The sequence below is a fragment of the Serratia surfactantfaciens genome (assembly GCF_001642805.2).
Lineage (GTDB): Bacteria > Pseudomonadota > Gammaproteobacteria > Enterobacterales > Enterobacteriaceae > Serratia > Serratia surfactantfaciens.
Genome location: NZ_CP016948.1, coordinates 3,935,195 through 3,959,770 on the forward strand (window position 1 = coordinate 3,935,195; position 24,576 = coordinate 3,959,770).

The 24,576-nt window shown below is 64.0% G+C and carries 7 protein-coding genes; 1 reads left to right on the forward strand and 6 read right to left on the reverse strand.

Annotation, left to right across the window (positions count from 1 at the left end):
- Positions 1 to 23 precede the first annotated feature (23 nt).
- The 3 genes from ATE40_RS18480 to ATE40_RS18490 all read right to left on the reverse strand — a co-directional run bounded on the left by ATE40_RS18480 (position 24) and on the right by ATE40_RS18490 (position 19,520).
- On the reverse strand, positions 24 to 17,804 hold the full coding sequence (locus ATE40_RS18480; protein ID WP_084799183.1) for a non-ribosomal peptide synthetase: 17,781 nt from the start codon (positions 17,802 to 17,804) through the stop codon (positions 24 to 26).
- A gap of 611 nt (positions 17,805 to 18,415) precedes the next feature.
- The gene (locus tag ATE40_RS18485; protein WP_004936833.1) at positions 18,416 to 19,105 is read right to left on the reverse strand and encodes an LrgB family protein; all 690 of its coding nucleotides are present in this window, start codon (positions 19,103 to 19,105) and stop codon (positions 18,416 to 18,418) included.
- Complete coding sequence (locus ATE40_RS18490; protein ID WP_004936830.1) at positions 19,098 to 19,520, reverse strand: CidA/LrgA family protein; 423 nt, start codon at positions 19,518 to 19,520, stop codon at positions 19,098 to 19,100. The genes ATE40_RS18485 and ATE40_RS18490 overlap by 8 nt, the downstream gene beginning before the upstream one ends.
- 140 nt (positions 19,521 to 19,660) lie before the next feature.
- Between ATE40_RS18490 and ATE40_RS18495 the strand changes: the two genes are divergently transcribed.
- Entirely contained in the window at positions 19,661 to 20,548 is an 888-nt protein-coding gene (locus ATE40_RS18495; protein ID WP_019453187.1) for a LysR family transcriptional regulator, read from the forward strand.
- 75 nt (positions 20,549 to 20,623) lie between these two features.
- Here ATE40_RS18495 and ATE40_RS18500 read toward each other — a convergent pair whose 3' ends face one another.
- The 3 genes from ATE40_RS18500 to ATE40_RS18510 form a co-directional block, all read right to left on the reverse strand.
- Positions 20,624 to 22,273, reverse strand: a complete 1,650-nt coding sequence (locus tag ATE40_RS18500; protein WP_019453188.1) for a Na+/H+ antiporter — start codon at positions 22,271 to 22,273, stop codon at positions 20,624 to 20,626.
- Positions 22,274 to 22,470: 197 nt separating this feature from the next.
- The gene (locus ATE40_RS18505) at positions 22,471 to 23,832 is read right to left on the reverse strand and encodes an NCS2 family permease (RefSeq protein ID WP_063918680.1); all 1,362 of its coding nucleotides are present in this window, start codon (positions 23,830 to 23,832) and stop codon (positions 22,471 to 22,473) included.
- 333 nt (positions 23,833 to 24,165) lie between these two features.
- Entirely contained in the window at positions 24,166 to 24,573 is a 408-nt protein-coding gene (locus ATE40_RS18510; protein ID WP_063918679.1) for a VOC family protein, read from the reverse strand.
- Positions 24,574 to 24,576: the final 3 nt, after the last annotated feature.

A 24,576-nucleotide genomic window follows, 5' to 3' on the forward strand; every position in this document is an offset into this window, starting at 1 on the left:
GGCTTCACCTACAAGCAACGCGGTCAGCGTCGGGCGAGCGCATTCAGCACGGCGCTGATGCGTTCCCCTAACCCGCGCCGGTTCGCGGCTTCCGACATCATGGTGACATGATCGCCATCGACCAGGTTGACCGTCACCGCCGACGCCGGCAAATGCCCTTCCCAGCCAAGCGCCGAGCCGTCACGGCGGTTGTAACCCGCCGGCTTGATGCGCTGCCAGTAGGCCTCCAGATCGTCGTTCAACAAGCCGGGCATCTCCTCCACCGCTTTAAACAGGTGCAGATTAAGGCCGAGCGGCCGGATAACGCTGGCGCCGACCAGGGTCGCATAGTGATAACGCTTGCGCCACAAAGCGGCTTCCTTCTGCAGATCGTCGAGGAAAGTGCTGATGCCCTGGCCGTGCAGCACGGCCAGCGCCTCCTCCACCGACAGCGGCTGCAGGCGGGCGAACAGCGCCGTCTCCAGCGTCGGATGTTCCACCTCCAGCCAGCTGAGGAACAGCTGCGTCGCATCGCGCATCGCCTGCTGCGGCCGCATGGTGTCGAGCAGGCCCACCAGCGCCACCTCTTCCCCTTCCGCCTGCAGCCGCTCCGCCACCATGTAGGTCAAGATCCCGCCCGAAGAGTAACCGAACAGCTGATACGGCCCGTTGGCTTGCGCCTGTCGGATGACCCCGGCGACGATCTCCGCCATCGCCTCCATCGTTGCCGGCGGCGCATCGGTCATCTCTGGCCATGGCACGGCATAAATCGGAAAGTCCGCATCGATCTCTTTGGCTATCTCATAAACATAGGAGTGATCGCCATAGCCGGTCGGCATGAAGAATACCGGCGGGCGCTGGCCGCTGCGGCGCGCCGGCAATGCCCTGAGCGGCTGTTCGCCCGTGCGCTGCTCGACATGCGCCGCCAGATCCGCCAACACCGGGTGGTCAAAGATCGCCTGTACCTGCAGTGCGATCCCCCACTGCTGCACCAGACTCGCCTGGCGCACCGCCAGCAGCGAGTGGCCGCCCAGTTCGAAGAAGTTGTCGTGTCTGCCGATCTGCGGCAGCCCCAGCAACTCCGCCCACGCCTGCGCCAACAGCGTTTCAGTATCGCCGCGCGGCGCTTCGTAGGCTTCGCCAGCGGCGGCGGCCATCTCCGGCGCCGGCAGAGCCCGCCGGTCAATCTTGCCGTTTGGCGTCAGCGGCATCGCCGCCAGCCAGACAAAGGCCGCGGGCAGCATATAGTCCGGCAGCTGCGCCGCCAGGTGCTGGCGCAGCTCGCTGGCCAACCCGTCGCTCGCCACGTCCTCACGCACGCTGATCCAGGCGATCAACCGCGTATCCGCACCGACGCAGTGGGCATCGACCACCGCTTCGTTCACCGCCGGGTGCGCCGCCAGGCGCGCCTCGATCTCTCCCATCTCGATGCGGAAGCCGCGAATTTTCACCTGACGATCGTTGCGTCGCTGATACTCGAGGTTGCCGTCCGCCCGATAGCGCACCAGGTCGCCGGTGCGATACATGCGTCCACCCGGATTGAATGGATCGTTCAGGAAGCGCTCTGCGGTCAGTTCCGGCCGGTTGAGGTACCCCAGCGCCACGCCCACGCCGCCGATATACAGCTCGCCGGTAACACCCAGCGGCGCCGGTCGGCCGCGCGCATCCAGCACATAGGCTCGGGTGTTGCCGATCGGTTTGCCGATCGGCAAGCGCGTTGCGCCTTGCACCTCGGCGATCGTCGCCGTCGTCGCGAAGGTCGTCGCCTCTGTCGGCCCATAGGCGTGGATCACCTGTACCGGCCCCGCTTCCTGCAGCAGACGTTCGAAGGCACCCGGCTCCTCTTTTTCCCCGCCGCAGATCAGGTAGCGCAGCTGGGCCAGCGTCGCGCCCATGCTGTACACATACTGATTGAACAGCGCGGTCGTCAGGAACAACGTCGTCACGCGATGCTGCGTCAATGCGGCGCTCAGGCGCGCCGCATCCATCACGGTTTCCGCCGGGATCACCACCAGTTCGCCGCCGTTCAACAGCGCCGCCCACACCTCCATCGTCGCGGCGTCGAAGGCCGGGTTAGCGGCGTAAGCCACTCGCTCCGTCGCATCGAACGCCGCATACCGGTTATTGATCACCAACCGGGTGATGCCCTGGTGCGGCGTCATCACGCCTTTCGGCAGCCCTGTGGAGCCGGACGTGTACATGATGTACGCCGCTTCGCCGCTCGACAGCGCCAACGCCGGGTCGCTCTCGTCACCGCCGGCGGCCTCCGGCCGCAGCAGCGGCAAGGTATCCCCGTCCGTCGCTTCACCGACGATAAGACGCGCGCCGCTGTCCTCCAGGATCCACTGCTGACGCGCCGCCGGCAGTTGCGGGTCGATCGGCACATACACCGCGCCGGCTTTGAAGATCGCCAACTGCGTCGCCACCAGATCGATGCTGCGCGTCAGGCGTGCCGCCACGCGCTCGCCCGGTTGGATGCCGCGCGCGATCAGGGCATGCGCCAACCGGTTAGCCTGGGCGTTCAACGCCGCATAGCCGATCCGACGATCGCCTTGCACGATCGCCACAGCCTGCGGCGCACGCTGCGCCTGACGCTCAAACAGCTGATGCACGCAAAGCTCTGCAGGATAAGGCTCCGCCGTCTGATTCCATTCCTCCAGCAGCAGCCGGCGCTCTGACGGCGGCAGGATCTCCAGTTCGCTCGCCGGCAGAGTCGGCTGGCTTTCCAGTGCCTGCGCCAATGAGGCCAGCGCCTGTTGCATATAGCCGCAGATCCTCGCCGCCGGCACCGGCTCGCTGACCTGCGCCGTCAGCCCCAGAGAATCACCGCCGTCTTCCACCGACAGGACGAACGGATAGTTGGTGCGCTCCTGCGCGCTCAACAGCGTCATGCCTTCCGGCAGCACCAGCTCGCTGCCGTTGTTGTGGCGATAGTTGAGCAACGCGCTGAACAGCGGCATCCCCGCCGCCACGCCGCTGCAACGTTGCGCCAGCGCCAGCGGCGCATGTTCATGATGCAGCAACCCGCTCAGCCGCGCATGGGCCTGGCGCGCCGCCGTCACCACATCGTCATCGCCGATGTCGAGGCGCAGTGGCAAGGTATTGATAAACAGCCCCATCGCGCGCTCGGCGCCTTCCCCCGCCTGCATCCGCCCCAGCAGCACGGTGCCGAACACCACGCGGTCGTGGCCGCTGGTGCGGGCCAGCACCTGCGCCCAGGCCAGATGGCACAGGCTGGCCAGGCTCACGCCCAGCCGCTTGGCCTGATGCCGCAGACGTTCGTTCAGCGCCTTGTCGATAGGCTGGTGCGCCGTGGTGACGCCTTTGCCGTCGCCGCGCACGTTGCCGAGCCCGAACGGCAGCACCGGCTCTTCGATGTCCGCCAGCAGGGTGCGGAAGAAGGTTTCATGCTCTTGCGCGCTGACGCTCAAGCGCGCCTGCGCCACCGCATTGCGGAACGGCGGTGCGGCCCCCAGTTCGGCGCCTTTGCCGGCGAGGATCGTGGCGATCTCTTCCTCGATCAATGCCGCCGTGGAATGATCCCCCACCAGATGGTGCCATTGCTGCAGCATCCACCAACCGCCATCGCTATCTTGCGCCACCACCACGTTCAGCAGCGGCGCACGGCTGAGATCCAGGCGCGCGTGCTGAGGATCGAAGCGCGCCAGCAGTTGATCGCCAATCGCCCCCTGCGCCGGATCGAGCGCCAACTCAGTCCACGGCAGCGCAGCGGCGCGCCAAACGACCTGTACCGGCTCGCGGATCGCCTCGCTGATGAACGCCGTGCGCAGAATATCGTGACGATCGATCACCTGTTGCATCGCGGCCCGCCAACGATCCAGACGCTCGCGGTTCTCGAAGCGCAGCAGCGTTGACAACAGGTACGGATCGCCCCGCTCCGCCAACAGGTGGTGGAACAGAATCCCCTCCTGCAACGGCGACAGCGCATAGATATCCTGCACGTTGGCCACGCCGCCCGGCACGCGCGCCACGATGCTGTCGATCTCAGCCTGGTTCAGCGAGGCCAGCGGCAACAGCTCAGGCGTGATGCGCTCGCTATCCGGCCGCAGCAGGTTCTCAGGGATCTCGATTTCGCAGCGCGCCTCCAGCGCCTCCGCCAGCGAGGCCAGCGTCGGGGCGGTAAACAGCGTCTGCACGTTCGCCGTCAGGCCGCAGCGACGCAGCTCCGCGATCAGTTTCACCGCCAGCAGCGAATGCCCGCCCAGTTCGAAGAAATTGTCGTGTCGGCCGACATTCGGCAGACCGAGCAATTCGCCCCAGATCGCCGCCAACAGGGTTTCCGTCTCTCCCTGAGGCGCCTCATGGCCCACGCGCGCAAAGTCGTCGGCCTGCGGCGCCGGCAGCGCGCGGCGATCCACTTTGCCATTCGGGGTCAACGGCAAGTCGGCGAGCATCAGACAGGCCGACGGCACCATGTAGTCCGGCAGCTGCGCCGCCAAATGCCGCCGCAGCTCGTCTGTCAGATCGCGGCCTTCGGCCTCGGCTTGCGGAACGATCCAGGCGATCAACGCAGGATGCGCGCCGCGCACGTCAACCACCGCTTCGCGCACCGCCGGGTGCGTTTCCAGCAGGACTTCAATCTCGCTGCACTCGATGCGGAAGCCGCGGATCTTCACCTGCTGATCGTTGCGCCCGCAGTAATCGAGGTTGCCGTCCGACAGATAGCGCGCCAAATCGCCGGTGCGATACATGCGGCCCCCCTCGTTAAACGGATCCGCCAGGAAACGCTCGGCCGTGAGATCTTCGCGATTCAGGTAACCCAGCGCCACGCCCACGCCGCCGATATACAGCTCGCCAATCGCGCCCAGCGGCACCGGCTGACGGTGTTCGTCCAGCAGATACACCCGCGTATTGCCGATCGGTCGGCCAATCGGCAGACGGTGCCGCCCCGCCGCCACGGTGATGTGCGCCGAGGTGGCGGCGGTGGTGGCTTCCGTCGGGCCGTAGCCATTGATCAGCTGCACCCGGCCGCCCTCCTTCAGCACCCGGGTATAGGCATGAGGATCCGCCGCTTCGCCGCCGCTGATCAGGTATTTCAGCCCCGCCAACGTCGCGGGGATGCTGTGCGCATGCTGATTGAACAGCGAGGTCGGCAGCACCAGCACCGTAATCGCCTGGCGCGTCAGCAGATCGGCGAACGCCGAGGCGTCCAGCAAGACCGCCGGCGGCACCACCACCAGCGCGGCGCCGTTCAGCAATGCGCCCCACACTTCCAGCGTCGCCGGATCGAACGCCGGGTTGATGGCGAAAGCGATGCGATCCGAGTCGCTGAACTCCGCATAGCCGTTATTGATCACCAGTCGGTTGATCCCCTGATGCGGCACCATCACGCCTTTCGGCTTACCGGTTGAACCGGAGGTGTACATGATGTAGGCCAGATCCAGACTGTTGCTCGCCAATATCGGCGCGCCGGCCGGCAGGTCCGCGTCGTCGCTTTGAGGCAGACGGGCGACGCCGACGCCAATCTGCGCGTCGTCCTCACCGCCGTTCAGCAGCAGCACCGCGCCGCTGTCGGCGATGATCCAGTTTTGCCGGCCGGCCGGCAGCTGCGGATCAACCGGCACATAGGCCGCGCCGGCTTTCAGGATCGCCAATTGGGCGATCACCAGGGCAGCGCAGCGCTCAAACCGGACCGCCACCCGCTGGCCGGGCTCCACGCCCGCCTCAATCAGACGCCAGGCCAGTCGATTGGCGCGTTCCGCCAACTGCTCGTAGCGGATAAGCTGCTCGCCATCGATCAACGCCGTCGCCTGCGGCGTGCGCCGCGCCTGCTCGTCGAACAGCTGATGCACGCACGCCTGCGCCGGATACGCCCGCTCGGTGCGGTTCCAATCGTGCAGCAGACGTTGGCGTTCGGCCGCAGGCAGCAGATCGACGCGCGTGGCCGGCTGAGCAAGATCCGCCGCCATCGCTCGCAGCGCCTGCTGCAGATACGCGCCGTAGCGCACCGCCGTGTCGCGATCGAACAAGGCGCTGGCGTAATTCAACGAGCCGACAATGCCGCTGCCGCTTTCCGCCAACTCAAGCGTCATGTCGAATTTCGCGACGTCATAGCTCAACCCCGCATCCGTCGTTTGCAGGCCCGGCAATGCGATATCGCGCACCGAGCCGTCCTGCCAGGCCAGCATCACCTGGAACAGCGGCGTCGCGTCCAGCTGGCGCGGCGGATTGACCACCTCCACCACCTGTTCGAACGGCAGATCGCCGTTTTCCCGCGCCGCCAACACCGTCTCGCGCACTCGCTCGAGCAAGACTTGCAGCGTCGGCTCACCACGCAGATCGACATGCATCGCCAGCGTGCTGACGAAGAAGCCGGCCAGCGGTTCGATTTCCAGCCTGCCGCGGTTGGCTTCCGGCGTGCCGATCACCACCTGCTGTTGGCCGGCCATGCGGGACAGCACCAGACTCCAGGCGGCCAACACCGTCATGAACAGCGTGCCGCCGTATTGACGGCTCAACCGCCGCAGCGCGTCGGTGAGCGCCGCGTCGATGACCAGCGGCACCTCGCCGCCGACGAACGACTGCATCGCCGGGCGCGGCCGATCGGTCGGCAGCGTCAGCAGCGCCGGCGCATCGCCCAGCGTCCGGCGCCAGAACGTCGCCTGCTCGGCCAACCGCTCCTGCGTCAGCCACTGGCGCTGCCAAACGGCATAATCGACGTATTGCACCGCCAGCGGCGGCAGCGGCGACGGTTCGCCGCGTTGGAAGGCGCCATACAACGCACTCAACTCCCGCATCAGGATCCCGGTAGACCAGCCGTCGGAAACGATATGGTGGCAGGTCAGCAGGAACAGATGCCGCTGCTCGCTCACTTGCAGCAAGCAGGCCCGCACCAGTGGCCCCCCTTCCAGATCGAACGGCGCTTTCATCGCCGATTCGGCCAGTGCTTGCAAACGTGGCTCCGCCTGACGCTCGCCGCGCAAGTCGTGATGCGTCAGCGGCATGGCCGCCTCCGGCAAGATACGCACCTGAGGTTGCCCATCCTGGCAGACAAACACGCTGCGCAAGGCCTCGTGGCGGGCATACAGCGCGTCGAGGCTGCGCTGGAACGCCGCTGCATCCAGTTCGCCGTCCAGGCGCAACGCCAGCGGGATATGGTAAGTCTCGCCGATCCCGCCCATTTGGCTCAGGAACCACAGCCGCTGCTGGGCAAACGACAACGGCAACGCGCCGTGACGCGGCGTCGGCACGATGGCCGTCGGCTGCGCCGCTCCCTCCCGTTCAAGCAACTGCGCCAGCGCCTGCAACACCGGCGCTGCGAACAGCGCCGACAGCGGCAGCCGCCAGCCGGCCTGCTGCACCCGATTGGCCAGCTGTACCGCCAGCAGCGAATGCCCGCCCAGGGCAAAGAAGTCATCATGACGCCCGACGCGTTCCACGTTCAACAACTGACGCCAGACGGACGCCAGCAGGCGCTCTCGCTCATCGGCCGGCGCTTCATAAACGGCGCGCGCGGCGGCGCCCAGCTCCGGCGCCGGCAGCGCGCGTTTGTCCAGTTTGCCGTTGGTGGTCAGCGGCAACGCCTCCAGCCACACGAAGGCCGTCGGCACCATATAATCCGGCAGACGACCGGCCAGATGCTGACGCAGCCGCAGCGCCAGCGTTTCCCGATCCGCCCCTTCGCCCGGCACCGCCCAGGCCACCAAACGTTTGTCGCCGCCGTTGTCCTGCCAGGCGTCAACCGCCACACTGCGCACCTCAGGATGGCCCAGCAGCGCCGCCTCCACCTCACCGCACTCAATGCGGAAACCGCGAATTTTCACCTGCTGATCGTTGCGCCCCAGGTACTCCAGCTCACCGTTCGGCAAATAGCGCGCCAAATCGCCGGCGCGATACATCCGTTCTCCCGCCACGAAAGGATCGTCGAGGAAACGTTGCGCATTCAGCTCCGGCCGATTCAGGTAGCCGCGCGCCACCCCCAGCCCACCGACGTACAGCTCGCCCACTGCGCCCTGCGCTACCGGCTGAGCATGTTCGTCAAGCAGATACAAACGCAGATCCGGGATACGGCGGCCGATCGGGCTGCCGCTGCCGGTGATGTCCGCCGGAGACATTTCCCGGTAGGTGACGTGCACCGTCGTTTCCGTTATGCCGTACATATTGATTAGCCGCGGCGCGTCCGGCCGATTACGCGCATACCACGGCGCCAGATCGGCCGGATTCAGCATTTCGCCGCCGAAGACGATGTAGCGCAGCCGATGCGGCGTGTCGTCCTGAGCCTGAATGAACGCCTTAAAGGCGCTTGGCGTCTGGTTCAGCACCGTCACGCCCTGACGGCACACCAGCTGATAGAACGCGGGAGCGGAGCGCGCCGTTTCCTGCGGCACGATCACCAGCCGGCCGCCGTGGCGCCACGCGCCCCAGATTTCCCATACCGAGAAATCGAAGGCGAACGAGTGGAACAGGCACCAGACATCCTCGGCGTCAAAGCCGAAGCCGTCATCGGTCGCGGTAAACAGGCGCTCAACCTGACGGTGTTCCACCATCACGCCTTTCGGTTTGCCGGTCGAGCCGGAGGTATAGATCACATAGGCCAGATTGGCCGCCGTCAGCCCCGCCACCTGCGGATTGGCGGCCTCGGCGCCCCAATCCTCCTCCAGCGCCATCGTCGGCACGTCGGCCCCGCTCAGCGCCGAGCGCCCTGCGGCGTCGGCCAGCAGCAACACCGGCCGGGCATCTTGCAAAATGTACTCCAGACGTTCGCCGGTATAAGCCGGATCGAGCGGCACATAGGCGCCGCCCGCTTTCAGGATCGCCAGCAATCCGACCAGCATCGGCGTGCCGCGCTCCGCACACAGAGCCACCAGGCGATCGGGCCCGACGCCGCGGGCGATCAACACCTGCGCCAACGCGTTGGCTTGCTCATTGAGCGCCCGATAGCTGAGGCGTTCTTCTCCGCACACCACGGCGACCGCCTCCGGCGTGCGCTGCGCCAGCCGCTCCAGATGATGGTGCGGGCAGAGGTCCGTCTGCGGTTCGGCCGGCGTCCGGTTCCAGCCATGCAGCAACCGCTGCCGCTCGTCCTGCGGCAACAGCGCAAGCTGCGAAACCGGCTGCGCCGCCGCCAAGGCGATGCCCTGCAGCACCTGGCGCAGATAGATCCCGTAGCGCTCGGCGGTTTCACGATCGAACAACGCCGTGGCGTAATACAGCGATCCGGCGATCTCTTCGCCGATCTCGGTCAGATCCAAGGTCATGTCATATTTCGCCGCGGCATAGCCGGCATCGATCGCTTCCGCCTGCAGCCCCGGCAGACCGATGTCGTGCACCGAACCGTCCTGCCAGCTCAACATCACCTGGAACAGCGGAGTATGGCCGCGATGACGCGGCGGGTTCACCTGTTCAACCACCTGCTCGAAAGGCAGATCGCCATGATCGCGCGCCGCCAGCAGCGTATCGCGCACGCGCAGCGCCAACGTCGGCAAATCCGGATCGTCGGACAGATCGATGCGCAGCGCCAGGGTGCTGACGAAGAAGCCAATCATCGGTTCCGTTTCCAGCCGGCGACGGTTGGCCTCCGGCGTGCCGATCACCAGATCGCGCTGCCCCGACAAGCGGGACAGCACGACGCTCCACGCCGTCAGCAGCGTGATGAACAGCGTGCATCCCTGACGCAGGCTGAATTGCCTCAGCGCCGCGGTCAGCTCGGCATCGAGCGAGATCGCCACCCGATCCCCGGCGAATGACTGCACCGCCGGGCGCGGGCGGTCGGTCGGCAGCGTCAACAGCGCCGGCGCGTCGCCCAACGTCTGGCGCCAATAATCGGCCTGCTTCGACAACCGCGCCGGCTGCAACCATTGCCGCTGCCAGTGGGCGTAATCCGCGTACTGCAACGCCAGCGGCGGCAGCGGCGACGGTTCGTCGTGACACAAAGCGCCGTACAGCGCGCCCAGCTCCCGCAGCAGGATGCCGTTCGACCAACCATCGGAAATGATGTGGTGGCAGGTCAGCGCGAACAGCTGTTCATCGTCGCTCAGCCGGATGAGGCAGGCGCGCAGCAGCGGGCCGCCGGCCAGATCGAAGGGCGCCGTGACCTCTTCCCGCATCAACGCGGCGGCGCGCGCCTGCGCATCCGCGACGCCGCGCAGATCGTGGATCGTCAGCGGTAAACCGGCGACCGGCAAAATGAGCGCCTGCGGCTGGCCGTCGCGGCTGATGAAAACGGTGCGCAACGCGTCATGGCGCGCATAAAGCGCGTCGAGGCTGCTCTGCCAGGCGGCCAGATTCAGCGACCCGCGCAGCCGCAGCGCCAGCGGCATGTGGTAAATTTCGCTCATGCCGTCCAACTGGGTCAGGAACCACAGGCGCTGTTGAGCGAACGACAGCGGCAAGGCCGCATCGCGCGGCGCGGGCAGAACCGGCGGCAGGCTTTCTGCCTGCGTGATCTGGCGCGCCAGCGCCTGCAAGACCGGGTTGGCGAACAGCGCCTGCAGCGACAGCGGCAACCCGCTTTGCTGCAGGCGGTTGGCCAAACGCACCGCCAACAGCGAATGGCCGCCCAAGGCGAAGAAACTGTCGTTGCGGCCAACCTGTTCCACGCCCAGCAGCTCTTCCCACAGCGCCGCCAGGCGCTGTTCTACGTCCCCCTGTGGCGCCTCGTAGGCTTCACGACGATAGGCCTCGCCCGACGGGTCGGGCAATGCGCGGCGATCGAGCTTGCCATTTGGCGACAGCGGCAGCGTCTCGAGCAGCACGCAGGCGGCCGGCACCATGTAATCCGGCAGTTTGTCGGCCAAATGCCGGCGCAACGTCTCCGCCAGCGACGCCTCCTCGGCGCCCTGCTGCGGCACCACCCAGGCGATCAGGCGTTTTTCACCGCCGTCGCCGCCGCGCGCATCCACCACCGCTTCACGCACCTGCGGATGCGCGGCCAGCGCCGCCTCTATCTCTCCGCATTCGATACGGAAACCGCGGATCTTCACCTGCTGATCGTTGCGCCCCAGATACTCGATATTGCCGTCCGGCAGGTAGCGGGCCACGTCGCCGGTACGGTACATGCGGCCGCCGTGGCCGGCATCGAACGGATCGGCCAGGAAGCGCTCCGCCGTCAGTTCAGGCCGGTTGAAATAGCCGCGCGCCACCTGAATGCCGCCGATATACAGCTCGCCAACCGCTCCCAGCGGCACCGGTTGCCCTTGTTCATCAAGCAGATAGATCCGCGTGTTGGCCACCGGCCGCCCAATCGGCACCGACACCAGCCCGGGTTGGCGGGTGCAATGCCAGGCGGTCACGTCCACCGCCGCTTCGGTCGGTCCATAGAGGTTATGCAACTCGACATGCGGCATCTGGCGATAGAACTCCGCCACCAGCGAGGCGGGCAGCGCCTCGCCGCTGCACATGACGCGCACCACTTGCCCACAGCGGCGGCTCGCGCCTTCATACAACAGGAAGCTTTGCAGCATCGACGGCACAAAGTGCAGCGTTGTCACGCCATACTGTTCGATGGCGCGGCTCAGGTACTCCGGATCCTTATGGCCTTCAGGGCGCGCCATCGCCAGGCGCGCGCCATACATCAACGGCCAGAAGAATTCCCACACCGAGACGTCGAAGCCGAACGGCGTTTTCTGCAGCACCGTATCCGCCGGCGTCAATCCATAAGCCTGCTGCATCCAGATCAGGCGGTTAACGATACCGCGATGCTCATTCATCGCGCCTTTCGGTTTGCCGGTCGAGCCGGAGGTATAAATCACGTAGGCCAGATGATTGGGCTGCGCGCGCGATGCCGGGTTATCGGCATTCAGATCGTTCGGCAACGGTTCATCCAGCGCCAGCAGCGGCACCGCGTGTTCGCCCAGCGCCGCGCGACCGGCGGCATCCGCCAGCAGCAGCACCGGATCGGCGTCCTGCAGGATATACTGTAGACGCTCGCCCGGATAAGCCGGATCCAGCGGCACATAGGCGCCGCCGGCCTTGAGGATGCCGAACAATGCCGTCACCATCGCCAGACTGCGCTCGGCGCACACCGCCACGCGGCAATCCGGACCGACGCCGCGCTGCATCAGCGCGTGCGCCAGGCGATTGGCCTGCGCATTCAGCTGGGCGTAGCTCAGTTCGGCGTCGCCGCAGACCAGCGCCACGGCGTCCGGCGTGCTGCGCACCTGCGCTTCAAACAACGCATGCAGGCAGACATCCTGCGGGTAAGGCTGCGCCGTTGCGTTCCAGCCGTTGATCAGCAAGGCGTACTCGTCGTCCGGCAAAATCGACAGTTCACGCACCGGCATTTCCGGCGTGTGTTCCAGCGCATTCACCAGAGCGGTCAATGCCTGTTGCATATAGCGGCACACCCGCGCGGCTTCGATAGGCTCGATGACCTGCGCCGTCAACGCCAGCGAGTCCATGCCGTCGTCCACCGACAGCACAAACGGATAGTTGGTGCGTTCGTCCGCGCCGATCAGGCTGACCCCTTCCGGCAGCGCCAATTCTTCTCCGTCGTTGTGACGGTAGTTCAGCAGCGCACTGAACAGCGGCGCGCCGCTGTTCACGCCGCTGCAGCGCTGCGCCAACGCCAGCGAGGCGTGCTCATGCGCCAGCAAGCCGCTCAAGCGCGCATGCGCCTGCCGCACCGACGCCTCAACGCTGCGCCCGTCCATATCCAGCCGCAGCGGCAGCGTATTGATGAATAGCCCCAGCGCCCGCTCGGCGCCTTCGCCCGATTCCATGCGGCCCAGCAGCACCGTGCCGAACACCACGGCATCCCGCCCGCTGGTGCGCGCCAGCACCTGTGCCCAGGCCAGATGGCACAGGCTGGCCAGGCTGACGCCCAGCCGTTTCGCCTGTCGACGCAGGCCGGCATTCAGCGTCGGTGCCAGCGCCAGGCGGTCGGTATTGGCGCACTGACCGTCGCCGTGGACGTTGCCGAGCCCGAACGGCAGCACCGGTTCGTCGATGTCCGCCAACATGCCGCGGAAGAAACTCTCATGTTCCTGTTCGCTGAGCCCCAAACGCGCCTGCGCCACCGCATTGCGGAACGGCTGCGCACTGCCCAGCGTCTCGCCGCGTCCGGCCAGAATGGCGTTGACTTCTTCTCCCATCATCGCCAGCGTCGAGTGGTCGCCAATCAGGTGGTGCCACTGCTGCAAGACGTACCAGCTGCCGTCGCTCTCTTCGGCGATGACGTAATACAGCAGCGGCGCCCGCGTCAGATCCTGTCGGATCCGCCGGGGATCGAAACGCGCTTCCAGCTGACGGCCGATCGGCCCCTCGGCCGGATCCAGCGCCAGCTCGATCACCGCTAAACGCGCCCGACGCCAGACGACCTGTACCGGTTCGGATAACCCCGCACCGACAAAAGCCGTGCGCAAAATGTCATGACGATCCACCACCTGCTGCATCGCCGCCAGCCAGCGATCGAAACGCACCCGGCTGTCGAAACGCAGCAATGCCGATAACAGGTAGGGATCGCCCTCTTCCGCCAGCATATGGTGGAACAAGATGCCTTCCTGCAACGGGGAGAGGGCGTAGATATCCTGTACGTTGTCGATGCCGCCCTCCACGCCATCGACGATCTGATCGATCTCCGCCTGAGTCAGATCGGCCAGCGGCAACATCTGCGGCGTGATTGCGCGGCAACCCGGCGCAATCCGATTTTCCGGCACCTTGATCCGCTGCTGCGACACCAGCGTTTGCGCCAGAGCCGACAGCGTTGGCGTGGAGAACAGCGCCTGAACGCTCGCCGACAGCCCGGCCTGGCGCAGCTGCGCCATCAGTTTCACCGCCAGCAGCGAATGGCCGCCCAACTCGAAGAAGTTGTCATGACGCCCCACGCGTTCAACGTTCAACAACCCCTGCCAGATCTGAGCCAGCAGCGTTTCGGTTTCCCCCTGCGGCTCGACATAGTTTTCGCGCATGGCGGCATCCGGTGCCGGCGCCGGCAGCGCGCGCCGATCCAGTTTACCGTTCGGCGACAGCGGCAACGCCTCCAGCCACACAAAGGCCGTCGGCACCATATAATCCGGCAGCGCTGCAGCGAGCGCCCGGCGCAGCGTCTGCGCCAACGCCTCACGCTCCGCTTCCGGCTGCGGCACGACCCAGGCCACCAGACGTTTGTCGCCTTCGCCATCAGTGAGTGCATCCACCACCGCGTCGCGCACGGCGGCATGCATAGTCAGCTGCGACTCGATTTCACCGCATTCGATGCGGAAGCCGCGAATTTTGACCTGCAGATCGTTGCGGCCCAGATACTCCAGGCTGCCGTCCGGCATATAGCGCGCCAGATCGCCGGTGCGGTACATGCGGCCACCCGGCGCGAAAGGATCGGCCAGGAAACGCTCCGCCGTCAGCTCCGGCAGGTTCAGGTAGCCGCGCGCCACCTGCGCGCCGCCGATATACAGCTCACCCACGGCGCCCAGCGGCACCGGCTGGCCATATTCATCCAGCAAGTACGCCCGGCCGTTGGCGATAGGCCGGCCGATTGACGGCATCGCCGCACCGACCGCCGGCTCGCCCGACGTCGCTACCACGGTCGTCTCCGTCGGCCCATAGTTATTCACAATGGTTACGCCAGGCGGCGCCTGCAGCGGCCAGCGGCGAATGCTGTCGCCGCCGATCAGCAGCATCCGCAGATCGGCTGGCATTTCGCCCATCAGTGCGATCTCGGCCAGCGGCGTCACCATAAACCCGACCTGCACACCGCTGCCGCGCCACCATTGCAGCAGCGCTTCGCCATTGCCCGCCGCCTCTGCCGGCGGCAGCAGCAACATCGCCCCTTGCGTCAACGTCGGCCAGATTTCCCAAACGCTGGCGTCAAAACCCAGCCCCGCCATGCTGGTCGTTCGTTCACCAGCCTGCAAACCGGTCGCTGCGCAGTGCCACATGATCAGGTTGATCAGGTGCGCCTGCTCCACCATCACCCCTTTCGGTTTGCCGGTCGAGCCCGAGGTGTAAACCACATACGCCAGATTGTCGGGCTGCGCGCGCGGCGGCAGGTCGTGATCCTGCTCTGGCAGCGCGTCTTCCAGAGCCAACAGCGGCGCCGCCACCTCTCCCAGCGCGGCGCGGCCGGCGCTGTCCGCCAACAGCAGCGCCGGCGCACAGTCCTGCACGATATAGTGCAGCCGCTCAGCGGGATAAGCCGGATCCAGCGGCACATAGCCGCCGCCGGCTTTCAGGATCGCCAGCAGCGCGACGATCATATCCGGGCTGCGCGCAGCGCAAACCGCTACGCGGCTTTCCGGCCCCACGCCGCGTGCCGCCAGATGGTGCGCCAGCCGGTTGGCGCGCACGTTCAATTCCGCATAGCTCAGCGACACCTCGCCCTGAGACAACGCCGGCGCCGTTGGCGTACGCCGCGCCTGCGCTTCAAACAGGGCCGACACGCTCGCCGCCGGCGGGAAAGCCCGGTGGGTGCGGTTGCGCTGGTTGAGCAATAGCTCTCGCTCCGCCTGGCTCAGTAAACGTTCGCCACGCACCGGCGCATTCGGCGCCGCAGCGGCCTGCTGGAGCAGCAACAGCAGATGCTGCGCGGCGCGCAGCATCTGCTCGTCCCCCACCGCGGCACTGTCGTACACCCAACGGAAAGCGCCGTTGCTTTCACTGATTTGCAGCACTGCCCGGGCGCCGGAGCGTTTAACCGCCGCTGCGCCTTCCTGGGTTTCGTCGAACCCCGGCGCGGTATCGCGGCCCAATAGCGCCACAACGGTTGACCAGGCGCGCGAACGCGTGTCCAGGCCGAGCAACGCCGGATGGTAGGCCCGGCGCGCACGCGCCTGCTGCCATTCGCGTCGCATCTGCGCCTGCGCCTCGGCGAAGCCCAGCGTCGGATTCAGCGAGATCTGCAGCGGCAGCGTCCAGACCTGACCCGGCTCGCCGATGCCGTCATCCGTCGCGTTCAGCCAACCAAGTTGGAAATCACTTTCGCCGCCCATCAATCCCAGATACAACGCCAGCCCGGTTAACACCGATTCAACTTCGATCTTGCCCGCGTGTTGCCAGGCCGTAGCCTGCCATACCGGCCGGGTTTCGCGCTGCCAGGCTACCGGGAACGCCGCCGGGGCAAACTGCGCCAATCGCGGTTGCCAGAAGGCCGCATGGTGCCCACCGGCCGCCTGCATCTCCTCCAGCCGTTTCGCCTGTGAAGAGTCAAGCAACGGCAACCGCTCGCCCACCGTCAGGCCGCGCAGCTGCGCCAGCGCTTCCCCCGGCGCCAGCTCGCCTTCGGCGGTGAACCAGCCCCCGATCCGCACCGTCCCTTCCGCCGTGGCGATATTCCAGCCCGCATCGTCGACGCTGAGCAGCGTACCGGGCGCCGCATCGCCGGCGTCATACAGCATTTCCAGGCGCCCAACGCCCAGCGCCCGGTCGGCCAACAGGATTTTCAGCGCGCAATCGCCCGACGGATGGCCGAGTGACGTCGCGAGGCGCACCAGTTCAGCGGCAGGACGATCCCAGCGGATGATGCCGGCGGCCGGCGGCAGTCGGCGAAGATCGTAGAAACTGCCGCTGACGTCCGTTTCAGGCTGCGCATGAAGTTGTTGCATCACCTGAGCGATGCTGCCCTCAGGCTGCTCGCAAAGGCTCCGCAGAATAAACTGGAAACGCCGCTGCAAACTCTCAAGCTGGCTTAATGAATGGGCATGCGGCGCATCGGCAAACATGACGTCCAACTCCTGCGCCTGCTGATCTTCGTAAAACAGAATTTGCATATCGCTGACGGCAATGTTGCCGCCGTAATACCAGCGCGTCTTACATCCCCAAAACGGATCGCCATGATCGAAGGAAACGATATTGATGGCGGGGCCAAACCAGGATGAACTCATGGTGCTGCGATCGCGACGAATGTCTTCACCGCGATATAATTGCCGACGAACCACTTTGGCTATTTCCGCCGCGACCTGTTGTGCGAAATCAGCCAGATGACTTTCAGGGTTAATGGCTAAAATCAGTGGTACCACATTCGCGGTCATGCCAATACTGTTTCGCTCTCGCGTACCGGTCACCGGCAGGCTGAAATTCAACAAGGTCTGACCAGTAATACTATGGAAACATAATGCGACGGCCGTCGCCAATATATGAGCGCGATGCACGCCGGCTTTTTCCGCCCCCCGATCAATCGCCGCTATCTCATTTATTGTTAGTGTGTGATTACTGATTTGCATGGACGAATAAGGGACGAGTTTCTCCTGACGCGTCAGGCTATGGGGCGCGGCGAGCGTGTAGCCTTGCCAGAACTGTTTATCGGTAGCGAAGCGGGAAGAGTCGCGGTACTGCAGATCGTGTTCATACAGCCGGGTAAAACTGCAATTGCTGAATTCAGGAATGGTTTTTTTCTCAGCCAATGCGTTGTAATACAGCACGATACGGCGCATGAACTCTTCGGCGCTGCGGCCATCCACCAGCATGTGGTGAAAACGCCGGTAGAGGATATAGCTGCCCGGCGCCAACGTCAGTAAGGCAAAACCGAACAGGTCCTGATCCAGCGCGGAGATCACGCGATCGGCATCTTGCCGCATCCAGCGCTGCGCCGCTAATTCAGGATATTCGTGGCTGCTGAAATCCTGCACGGCAAGCGGATCATGACTGCGCGCCGCACGGTATTGGTAAAGCTCGCCGTCTTGTTCGGTGAAACGGGCCTGCATCGCCGGCGTTTCTTCAACGATCGCGTCTATCGCCTGGCGCAGCAGGGCTATCTGCAACGGCCCTTCTATCGTGCCGTATCCCCACATATTGAACGGCAAGCCTTCAGACATGCTGGCGCTCAGCCAAAGCTCGCGCTGAGCGGTGGTAATTTCATGCAGTTCGACTTTCTCCACCGCAACATGAGCACCCGCACGGAATTCCCCACTCTTCACATCAGTTTGTTTGTTCATAATATTCTCTAGCACGTTTTCATTACGTTAATGAAAGGGACCGTCCGGATTTAGGCAAAGCCTGGCCGCCCGACAGTTCAAGTCAGAATAAAAAAACCGTAGAAAAGTTGGGTCTCCCCCCAACTAAGAAAGGATGTAATGCTTAATCCAGAGGTTCCCCCTGTGCCTCAATTTGCTGAGGTGTGAAGTATAGGAGAGGATATTTTTTTTGGCGAAATGTGCGAAAGGGAATAAATGACCATTTTATTTCCCCGATATTACTCAGGGATGACGAGCGTATTCCGCTTGTATTAATTCGAGATAATTAGGAAGGAACTCATATTACTTATTATTATTCACCATAGTTAATGTGCAACAATGCTTACGATAAGAGCCTCTCCATATCAATAAGTTATACTTTATTGTTTTAATGAAAATAATTTACTTTTTAATTAATTCATTGCCATTTAAAATGAGCGGCGATTTTGCCTGCAGCGCATCTATCGTTTTTTGTTATAACGATGGGAAAAATTATGCTGAAAAATTTCTTCGTTTTTTCGGGCGTCAATCAACGGCACCGTTCCCAACGACAGACGACGTAAAAGGGGCGGCATAGCCCGCCCCGAGAGGTCTTACCACATCAGCCGGCCGATCAACGGCGCGGCCACTACCGTGATAATTCCCGCCAGCATCATCACCAGGCTCGACACTACGCCCTCCTGCGGCCCCAGCTCATAGGCGCGGGCGGTGCCGGCGCCGTGCGACGAGGCGCCAAATCCGGCTCCCTTCGCCAGGCGGCTACGCACCGCTAGGCGCAGGAACAGAATATCGCCCACCGCCATGCCAAATACCCCAGTGATCACCACGAACAACGCCACCAGGTCCGGCTGGCCGCCCATCTGCTTGGCAGCCTCCAGCGCGAATGGCGTGGTGATCGAACGTACCGCCAGGCTGCGCTGCACCTCTTCCGGCAACGTCAGCAGTCGCGCCAGCCACACCGAGCTGTACACCGCCACCAGCACCGCCGTCGTTACGCCGGCGGTCAGCGACAGCCAGTGGCGGCGAATGATATGCAGGTTCTCGTACACCGGCACCGCGAAGGCGATGGTCGCCGGCCCCAACAGCCACAGCAGCCAGTGGGTTTCACCGATGTAGTCCTGATAGGAAATGTGGGTGACCACCAGCAGCAACACCAGAATCATCGGCGTCAGCACCAACGGCATCAGCAGCAGCGTGCGGCGGCGGCGATAGAGTTTCTTGTTGGCGAAGTACAGCGCCAGCGTCGCCAGAAAACAGGCCAGGCTAAGGATGAAATCATTCATGGCGCTGCTTCCGTCGCTGCAGCCAAATCTCCAGCCGATACACCCTGTCCACCACCAGCCCGGTGGCGCCCAGCGTCAGCATAGTGCTAACCGCGATCACCAGAAAGATCTTCCAGCCCTCGACCATCAGCAGCTGGGCATAGTTGACCACCGCCACCACCGCCGGCACGAAAAACAGCAGCATTTCCGCCAGCAGCCAGCGGGAACCGGCCTTGACCCAGCTCAGCGGCAGAATGCGCAGCAGGATCAGCGCCAACAGCATCAGCATGCCGACGATATTGGCGGGAAGCGGCAGGTGGAATTGTTGCACCAGACGATCGGCGATCAGGAACAGCGCCGCATACAACGCCACCTGAATCGGCACCTGCAAACGGGTCAGCAGGGAGGGGGCTACGCGGCGTAACGCCAGAGACATGAAAGATGACCTCAAACAATAAATTGACGGCCTACAGTATACGCAGCCGGGAAACCACGCCTGAAATGAATTAAAATTATCGACATCATGCCGTCTGGGAATAGTTTCCCACCGGTAGCGTCCCCAAGGAGAACCCTAACGTGGATGTCCGCACCCTGCGCTACTTCGTTGAAGTGGTGCGCCAGCAAAGCTTCACCCGCGCGGCGGAAAAACTGTTCGTCACCCAGCCCACCATCAGCAAGATGCTGCGGCATCTGGAGGAGGAGCTGGAGTGCACGCTGCTGATCCGCGAAGGCCGCAAGCTGCGTCTGACCGACAGCGGCCAGGCGGTGTATCAGCGCGGCCTGACGATCCTCGACGAATTCCGCCAGTTGGAGGCGGAGCTGGAAGACATCGGTTCAGTGAAAAAAGGGGTGCTGCGGCTCGGCATTCCGCCGATGGTCGGCAGGCAGATCGCCGATCTGATCCGCCGTTTTCGCCAGACCTATCCCGGCATCGAATTAAAAATTTCCGAACTGGGCGGGCTGTCGGTCGAGCAGGCGGTGATGTCCGGCGAGCTGGATCTGGCGATGACGGTGCTGCCCTTCGATTCGGAACAGCCGCTGACCTTTCTGCCGCTGCTGGGCCATCCGATGTGCGTGGTGGCGCCGCGCACGCCGCAGTGGCTCAATCGCACCCGCATCAATATCGCCGAATTGGCCGACAGCCCAATCCTGATTTATAACGAGGACTTCGCGCTGTACAAGATGCTGATGAAGGCGTTTAGCCAGGCCGGTTTTGAGCCGCAAATCGCGGTGCGCAGCGGCCAGTGGGACTTCCTCGCCTCGATGGTGCAGGCTGGCGTGGGCATCGCCATGCTGCCGGAACCGGTCTGCCGCTGGCTGGACAAGGAAAACCTGGTTTGGCTGCCGCTGGAGCCGCGCATGGAGTGGCGGGTCGGGCTGATCTGGCGGCAGGGCAGCTATCTGTCGCACAGCGCGCAGGCCTGGATCGCCTGCTGCCGCGACTACTGGCCGCCGGTCAAGTAGCCAAAAAACAAGGGCCGCACAGGCGGCCCTTCGGGGCGGAAATAAGAGGAAAAACGTTTATTCCTCGTCTGAAGTTTACCCTTCGCGCTCGATCAGCAGCGCTTCGAGCAAGTCGAGATCGTGCAGCAGTTTTTGCAGCGTCTCGTTGCTGATTTTCTGCGTGGCGCGCAGGTGGTACAGCTCGCCGCGCTCGGCGCGCAGCGCCGTCAGGCGGAAACGCCGCTCGAGGTTTTCCATCGCCAGCGCATTCTCGATGTCGTCTTTCGAGGCGATGCGCCGCCGCAGCATGCCCGTCACCCGCGAGCTGACCTCTTTCAATACCTGCGGATCGAGGTTCTCTTCGGTATCGGCAACCAGGCGCTCTTCCATTTTATTCACGCTCTCGATCGCCACTTCGGCCGCCATGGCGATCGCCATGCGCTCTTCCTGCTTGCTGGCGCTCTTGTCGGTGACCTGCACGCCACGCAGCAGCAGCGGCAACGCCAGCACGCCGACGATCAACGACAGCAGGATCACCCCGGCGGCGATAAACACCAGTTGATAGCGCGCCGGGAAGGCGGTGCCGTCACTCAACAACAGCGGTATCGACAGCACACCGGCCAGGGTAATCGCCCCGCGCACCCCGGCGAACGACGCCACCCACAGCTCACGCGTGCTGTAATCGCCGAACTGCAGCGGGCGCTTTTTCATAAAGCGGTTGCTGGTTTTCTTCATTACCCACAGCCAGGTGAAGCGCAGCACCAGCAGCGCGGCGTAGATGGTGGCCACGTCAGCGAACAGGTACCAGGTCTGAATCGTCGGATCCAGCTCCGCCTGCAGGATAGAGGTCTCGAGAATGCCCGGCAGCTGCAGGCCCAACATGATGAACACCATGCCGTTGAACACGAACTCCAGCATCGCCCATACGCTGTTGGCGCGCAGGCGCATCGCCAGCGGCGCGTTGCGGATCACGCCGGACTGGCTGATGGTCATCCCCGCCGCTACCGCCGCCAGGATGCCGGAGACGCCGATATGTTCGGCGATCAGATAAGAGGCGAACGGCAGCAGCAACAGGAACACGATCTGGGTCGCCGGATCGTCGCCGCTCCAGCGGCTCATCACCCGCAGCGATTTACTGTAGGTCCAGGTGACCGCCACACCGGCCAACAGGCCGCCGATCGCCACTTTGAGGAACTCCAGGGTTGCGCCGCCCACGGTGAACACCATGGTGCCCATCGCCACCGCGATGGCGAACTTGAGCGACACCAGGCCGGAGGCGTCGTTCATCAGCGCCTCGCCCTCGAGCACGCCCATGATCGGCTTGGGAATGCGCCCTTTACCGACGATGCCGGACAGCGCCACGGCGTCGGTCGGCGACAGCACCGCCGCCAGCGCGAAGGCCGCCACCAGCGGAATGCCCGGCACCATGGCGTAGATCAGATAGCCGACGCCGACCACGGTGATCAGCACCAGCACCAGCGCCAGGCCGAGAATTTCACGCCCGTGATGCAGGAACTCGCGCGTCGGCGTTTTCCAGCCGTCGGCGAACAGCAGCGGCGGGATGAACAGCACCAGGAACAGTTCGGGATCAAAGTCGACGTGCAGCCCGAAATGCGGCCAGGCCAACAGCGCCCCGATGGCGATTTGCATCAGCGGCAGCGGCACCTGGAACGGCAACATGCGCGTCACCACCCCGGACAGGGAGACCACCAGGATCAAAATGAGGATTGTAAAAAAGATTTCCATGCTTTCCTTAGACTCTACGATTCAGACGACATCGGCTCAGGGCCTGCGTTGGTCCCGATAGTAGATCACTTTTTTTACAGCGGTTAAAGCTTGTTGTGCCTTTCAAAACGCGGTGCAGAGCAGAAGAAGACTTATCTTAAGAAGGGAGATGCCGTGCATGCTTCCCCCGCCCGCCGGGCGAGGGAAACGAGGCGTGATTAAATCGCCCAGCCGCCGGCGTAAAACGCCACCAGCGCTACGGCGATCAGCACGGTGCCGATGTTCAGCTTGCGCCATTCGCCGGAGAAGATGCGGCCGATGACCAGCGAGCTGAAGCCCAGCATGATGCCGGTGACGATGTTGCAGGTCAGCACGATGAATACCGCGCACAGCAGGCCGGCCATCGCATCGACGAAGTCGTTGAAGTCCAGCTTGGTGACGTTGCTCAACATCAGCAGGCCGACGTACATCAACGCCGGTGCAGTGGCATAGACCGGTACCAGATAGGCCAGCGGCGACAGGAACAGGATCAGCAGGAACAGAATGCCGACCACGGTGGCGGTCAGGCCGGTCTTGCCGCCCGCGGCGGTGCCGGCGGCGGACTCGATGTAGACGGCGGCGGGTGCGGCGCCCACCAGGCCGGAGAAGATGCTGCTCAGGGAATCCGAGGTCAGCGCCTTGCCACCGCTGATGATCTGCCCGTCTTTATCCAGCAGGTTGGCCTGCCCGGCCACCGCGCGGATGGTGCCGGTGGCGTCGAACACCGCGGTCATCACCAGCGCCAGCACGCTCGGCAACACCACCGGCTGCAGCGCGCCCATGATATCCAGGCTGAAGATCAACGATTTGCCATCAGCGTCCGCCAGGCTCGGCATGGCGAACAGCCCCTGGTATTTCACCGCCGGATCGAAGATCAGACCGATGATGGAAATGGCGATGATCACCAGCAGAATGCCGCCGGGCACGCGCAGTTTCTCCAGCCCGAAGATCACCGCCAGACCGACCAACGTCATCACCACCGGGAAGGAGGTGAAGGCACCGAGCGCTACCGGCAGGCCATCCAGCGGGTTCTTCACCACCAGGCCGACGCCGTTGGCGGCGATCAGCAGCAGGAACAGGCCGATGCCGATGCCGGTGCCGTGCGCCACGCCCATCGGCAGGTTGCGCAGGATCCAGGCGCGAATGCCGGTCACCGAGATGACGGTAAACAGCACGCCCATCAGGAACACTGCGCCCAGCGCCACCGGGATGCTGATGTGTTGGCCCAGCACCAGGCTGAACGCGGTGAAAGCGGTCAACGAGATCGCACAGCCGATGGCCATCGGCAGATTAGCCCACAACCCCATCAACAGCGATCCCAGACCAGCCACCAGGCAGGTGGAGACGAACACCGCCGCCGGCGGGAAACCCGCCTTGCCCAGCATGCTCGGCACTACGATCACCGAGTACACCATCGCCAGGAAGGTGGTCAGCCCCGCCACCACTTCCTGGCGCACGCTGCTGCCGCGCGCGGAAATTTTAAAATAGCCATCAAGCCCGCCGGTTGGTTTTGCGGCGTGGTTCGCTTGAGAGTTCGACATAGGTTACTTCCCCTGTGTTTCATGAATCGGCCCGTCGCAGCAGGCCTGTAATCTCGCCCGCGCCTGATCGCCACGTAATCGTTTACGTCACGTTCCGCTTCCTTGCCCTTCCGTCGCACCGCCAACGGCGATGCGCACCAAGGCAAACGTTTAACTCGCAGCGCGCGGTACGGGTGATTTATGGTGGTTTATTCAAGGCAAACGATTATCCTGCCTTCCCTAGCGTCTAATCAACTAAAGATCGCGGCAAATTATGCAGAAAATGACGGGAATGGCTTCTGCACGAAAAGACGGGGCGACCGGACGCCCCGAGCGACATCTTCCACGACGACATTATTGCGTCTGCACCGCACTGGGATCCATGTACATCAGCTCCCAGATATGGCCGTCCAGATCCTGGAATCCGTGGCCGTACATAACGCCATAATCCCGCGGCTGGTGGTAGGTATTGCCGCCGCCGGCGATCGCCTTGCGCACCAGTTCGTCGACCGCCGCCCGGCTGGGTTGCGACAGACAAACCAGCACCTCGGTGGCCTGCCTGGCATCGCCGATCGGATTTGGGGTAAACATGCTGAATTTGTCGTGGGTCAGCAGCATCACGTAAATCGTCTCGCTGACCACCATGCAGGCGGCGGTATCGTCGGTAAATTGCGGGTTGAAACTGAATCCCAACTGGGTGAAAAACGCCATCGAGGCGGGCAGATCGCGTACGGGCAGATTAACGAAGATTTGCGTAGCCATGGG

Coding starts and splice junctions, on each gene's coding strand:
- ATE40_RS18480 (WP_084799183.1), bottom strand. CDS start 17,804: ATGAACAAACAAACTGATGTGAAGAGTGGGGAATTCCGTGCGGGTGCT.
- ATE40_RS18485 (WP_004936833.1), bottom strand. CDS start 19,105: ATGAATGATTTCATCCTTAGCCTGGCCTGTTTTCTGGCGACGCTGGCG.
- ATE40_RS18490 (WP_004936830.1), bottom strand. CDS start 19,520: ATGTCTCTGGCGTTACGCCGCGTAGCCCCCTCCCTGCTGACCCGTTTG.
- ATE40_RS18500 (WP_019453188.1), bottom strand. CDS start 22,273: ATGGAAATCTTTTTTACAATCCTCATTTTGATCCTGGTGGTCTCCCTG.
- ATE40_RS18505 (WP_063918680.1), bottom strand. CDS start 23,832: ATGTCGAACTCTCAAGCGAACCACGCCGCAAAACCAACCGGCGGGCTT.
- ATE40_RS18510 (WP_063918679.1), bottom strand. CDS start 24,573: ATGGCTACGCAAATCTTCGTTAATCTGCCCGTACGCGATCTGCCCGCC.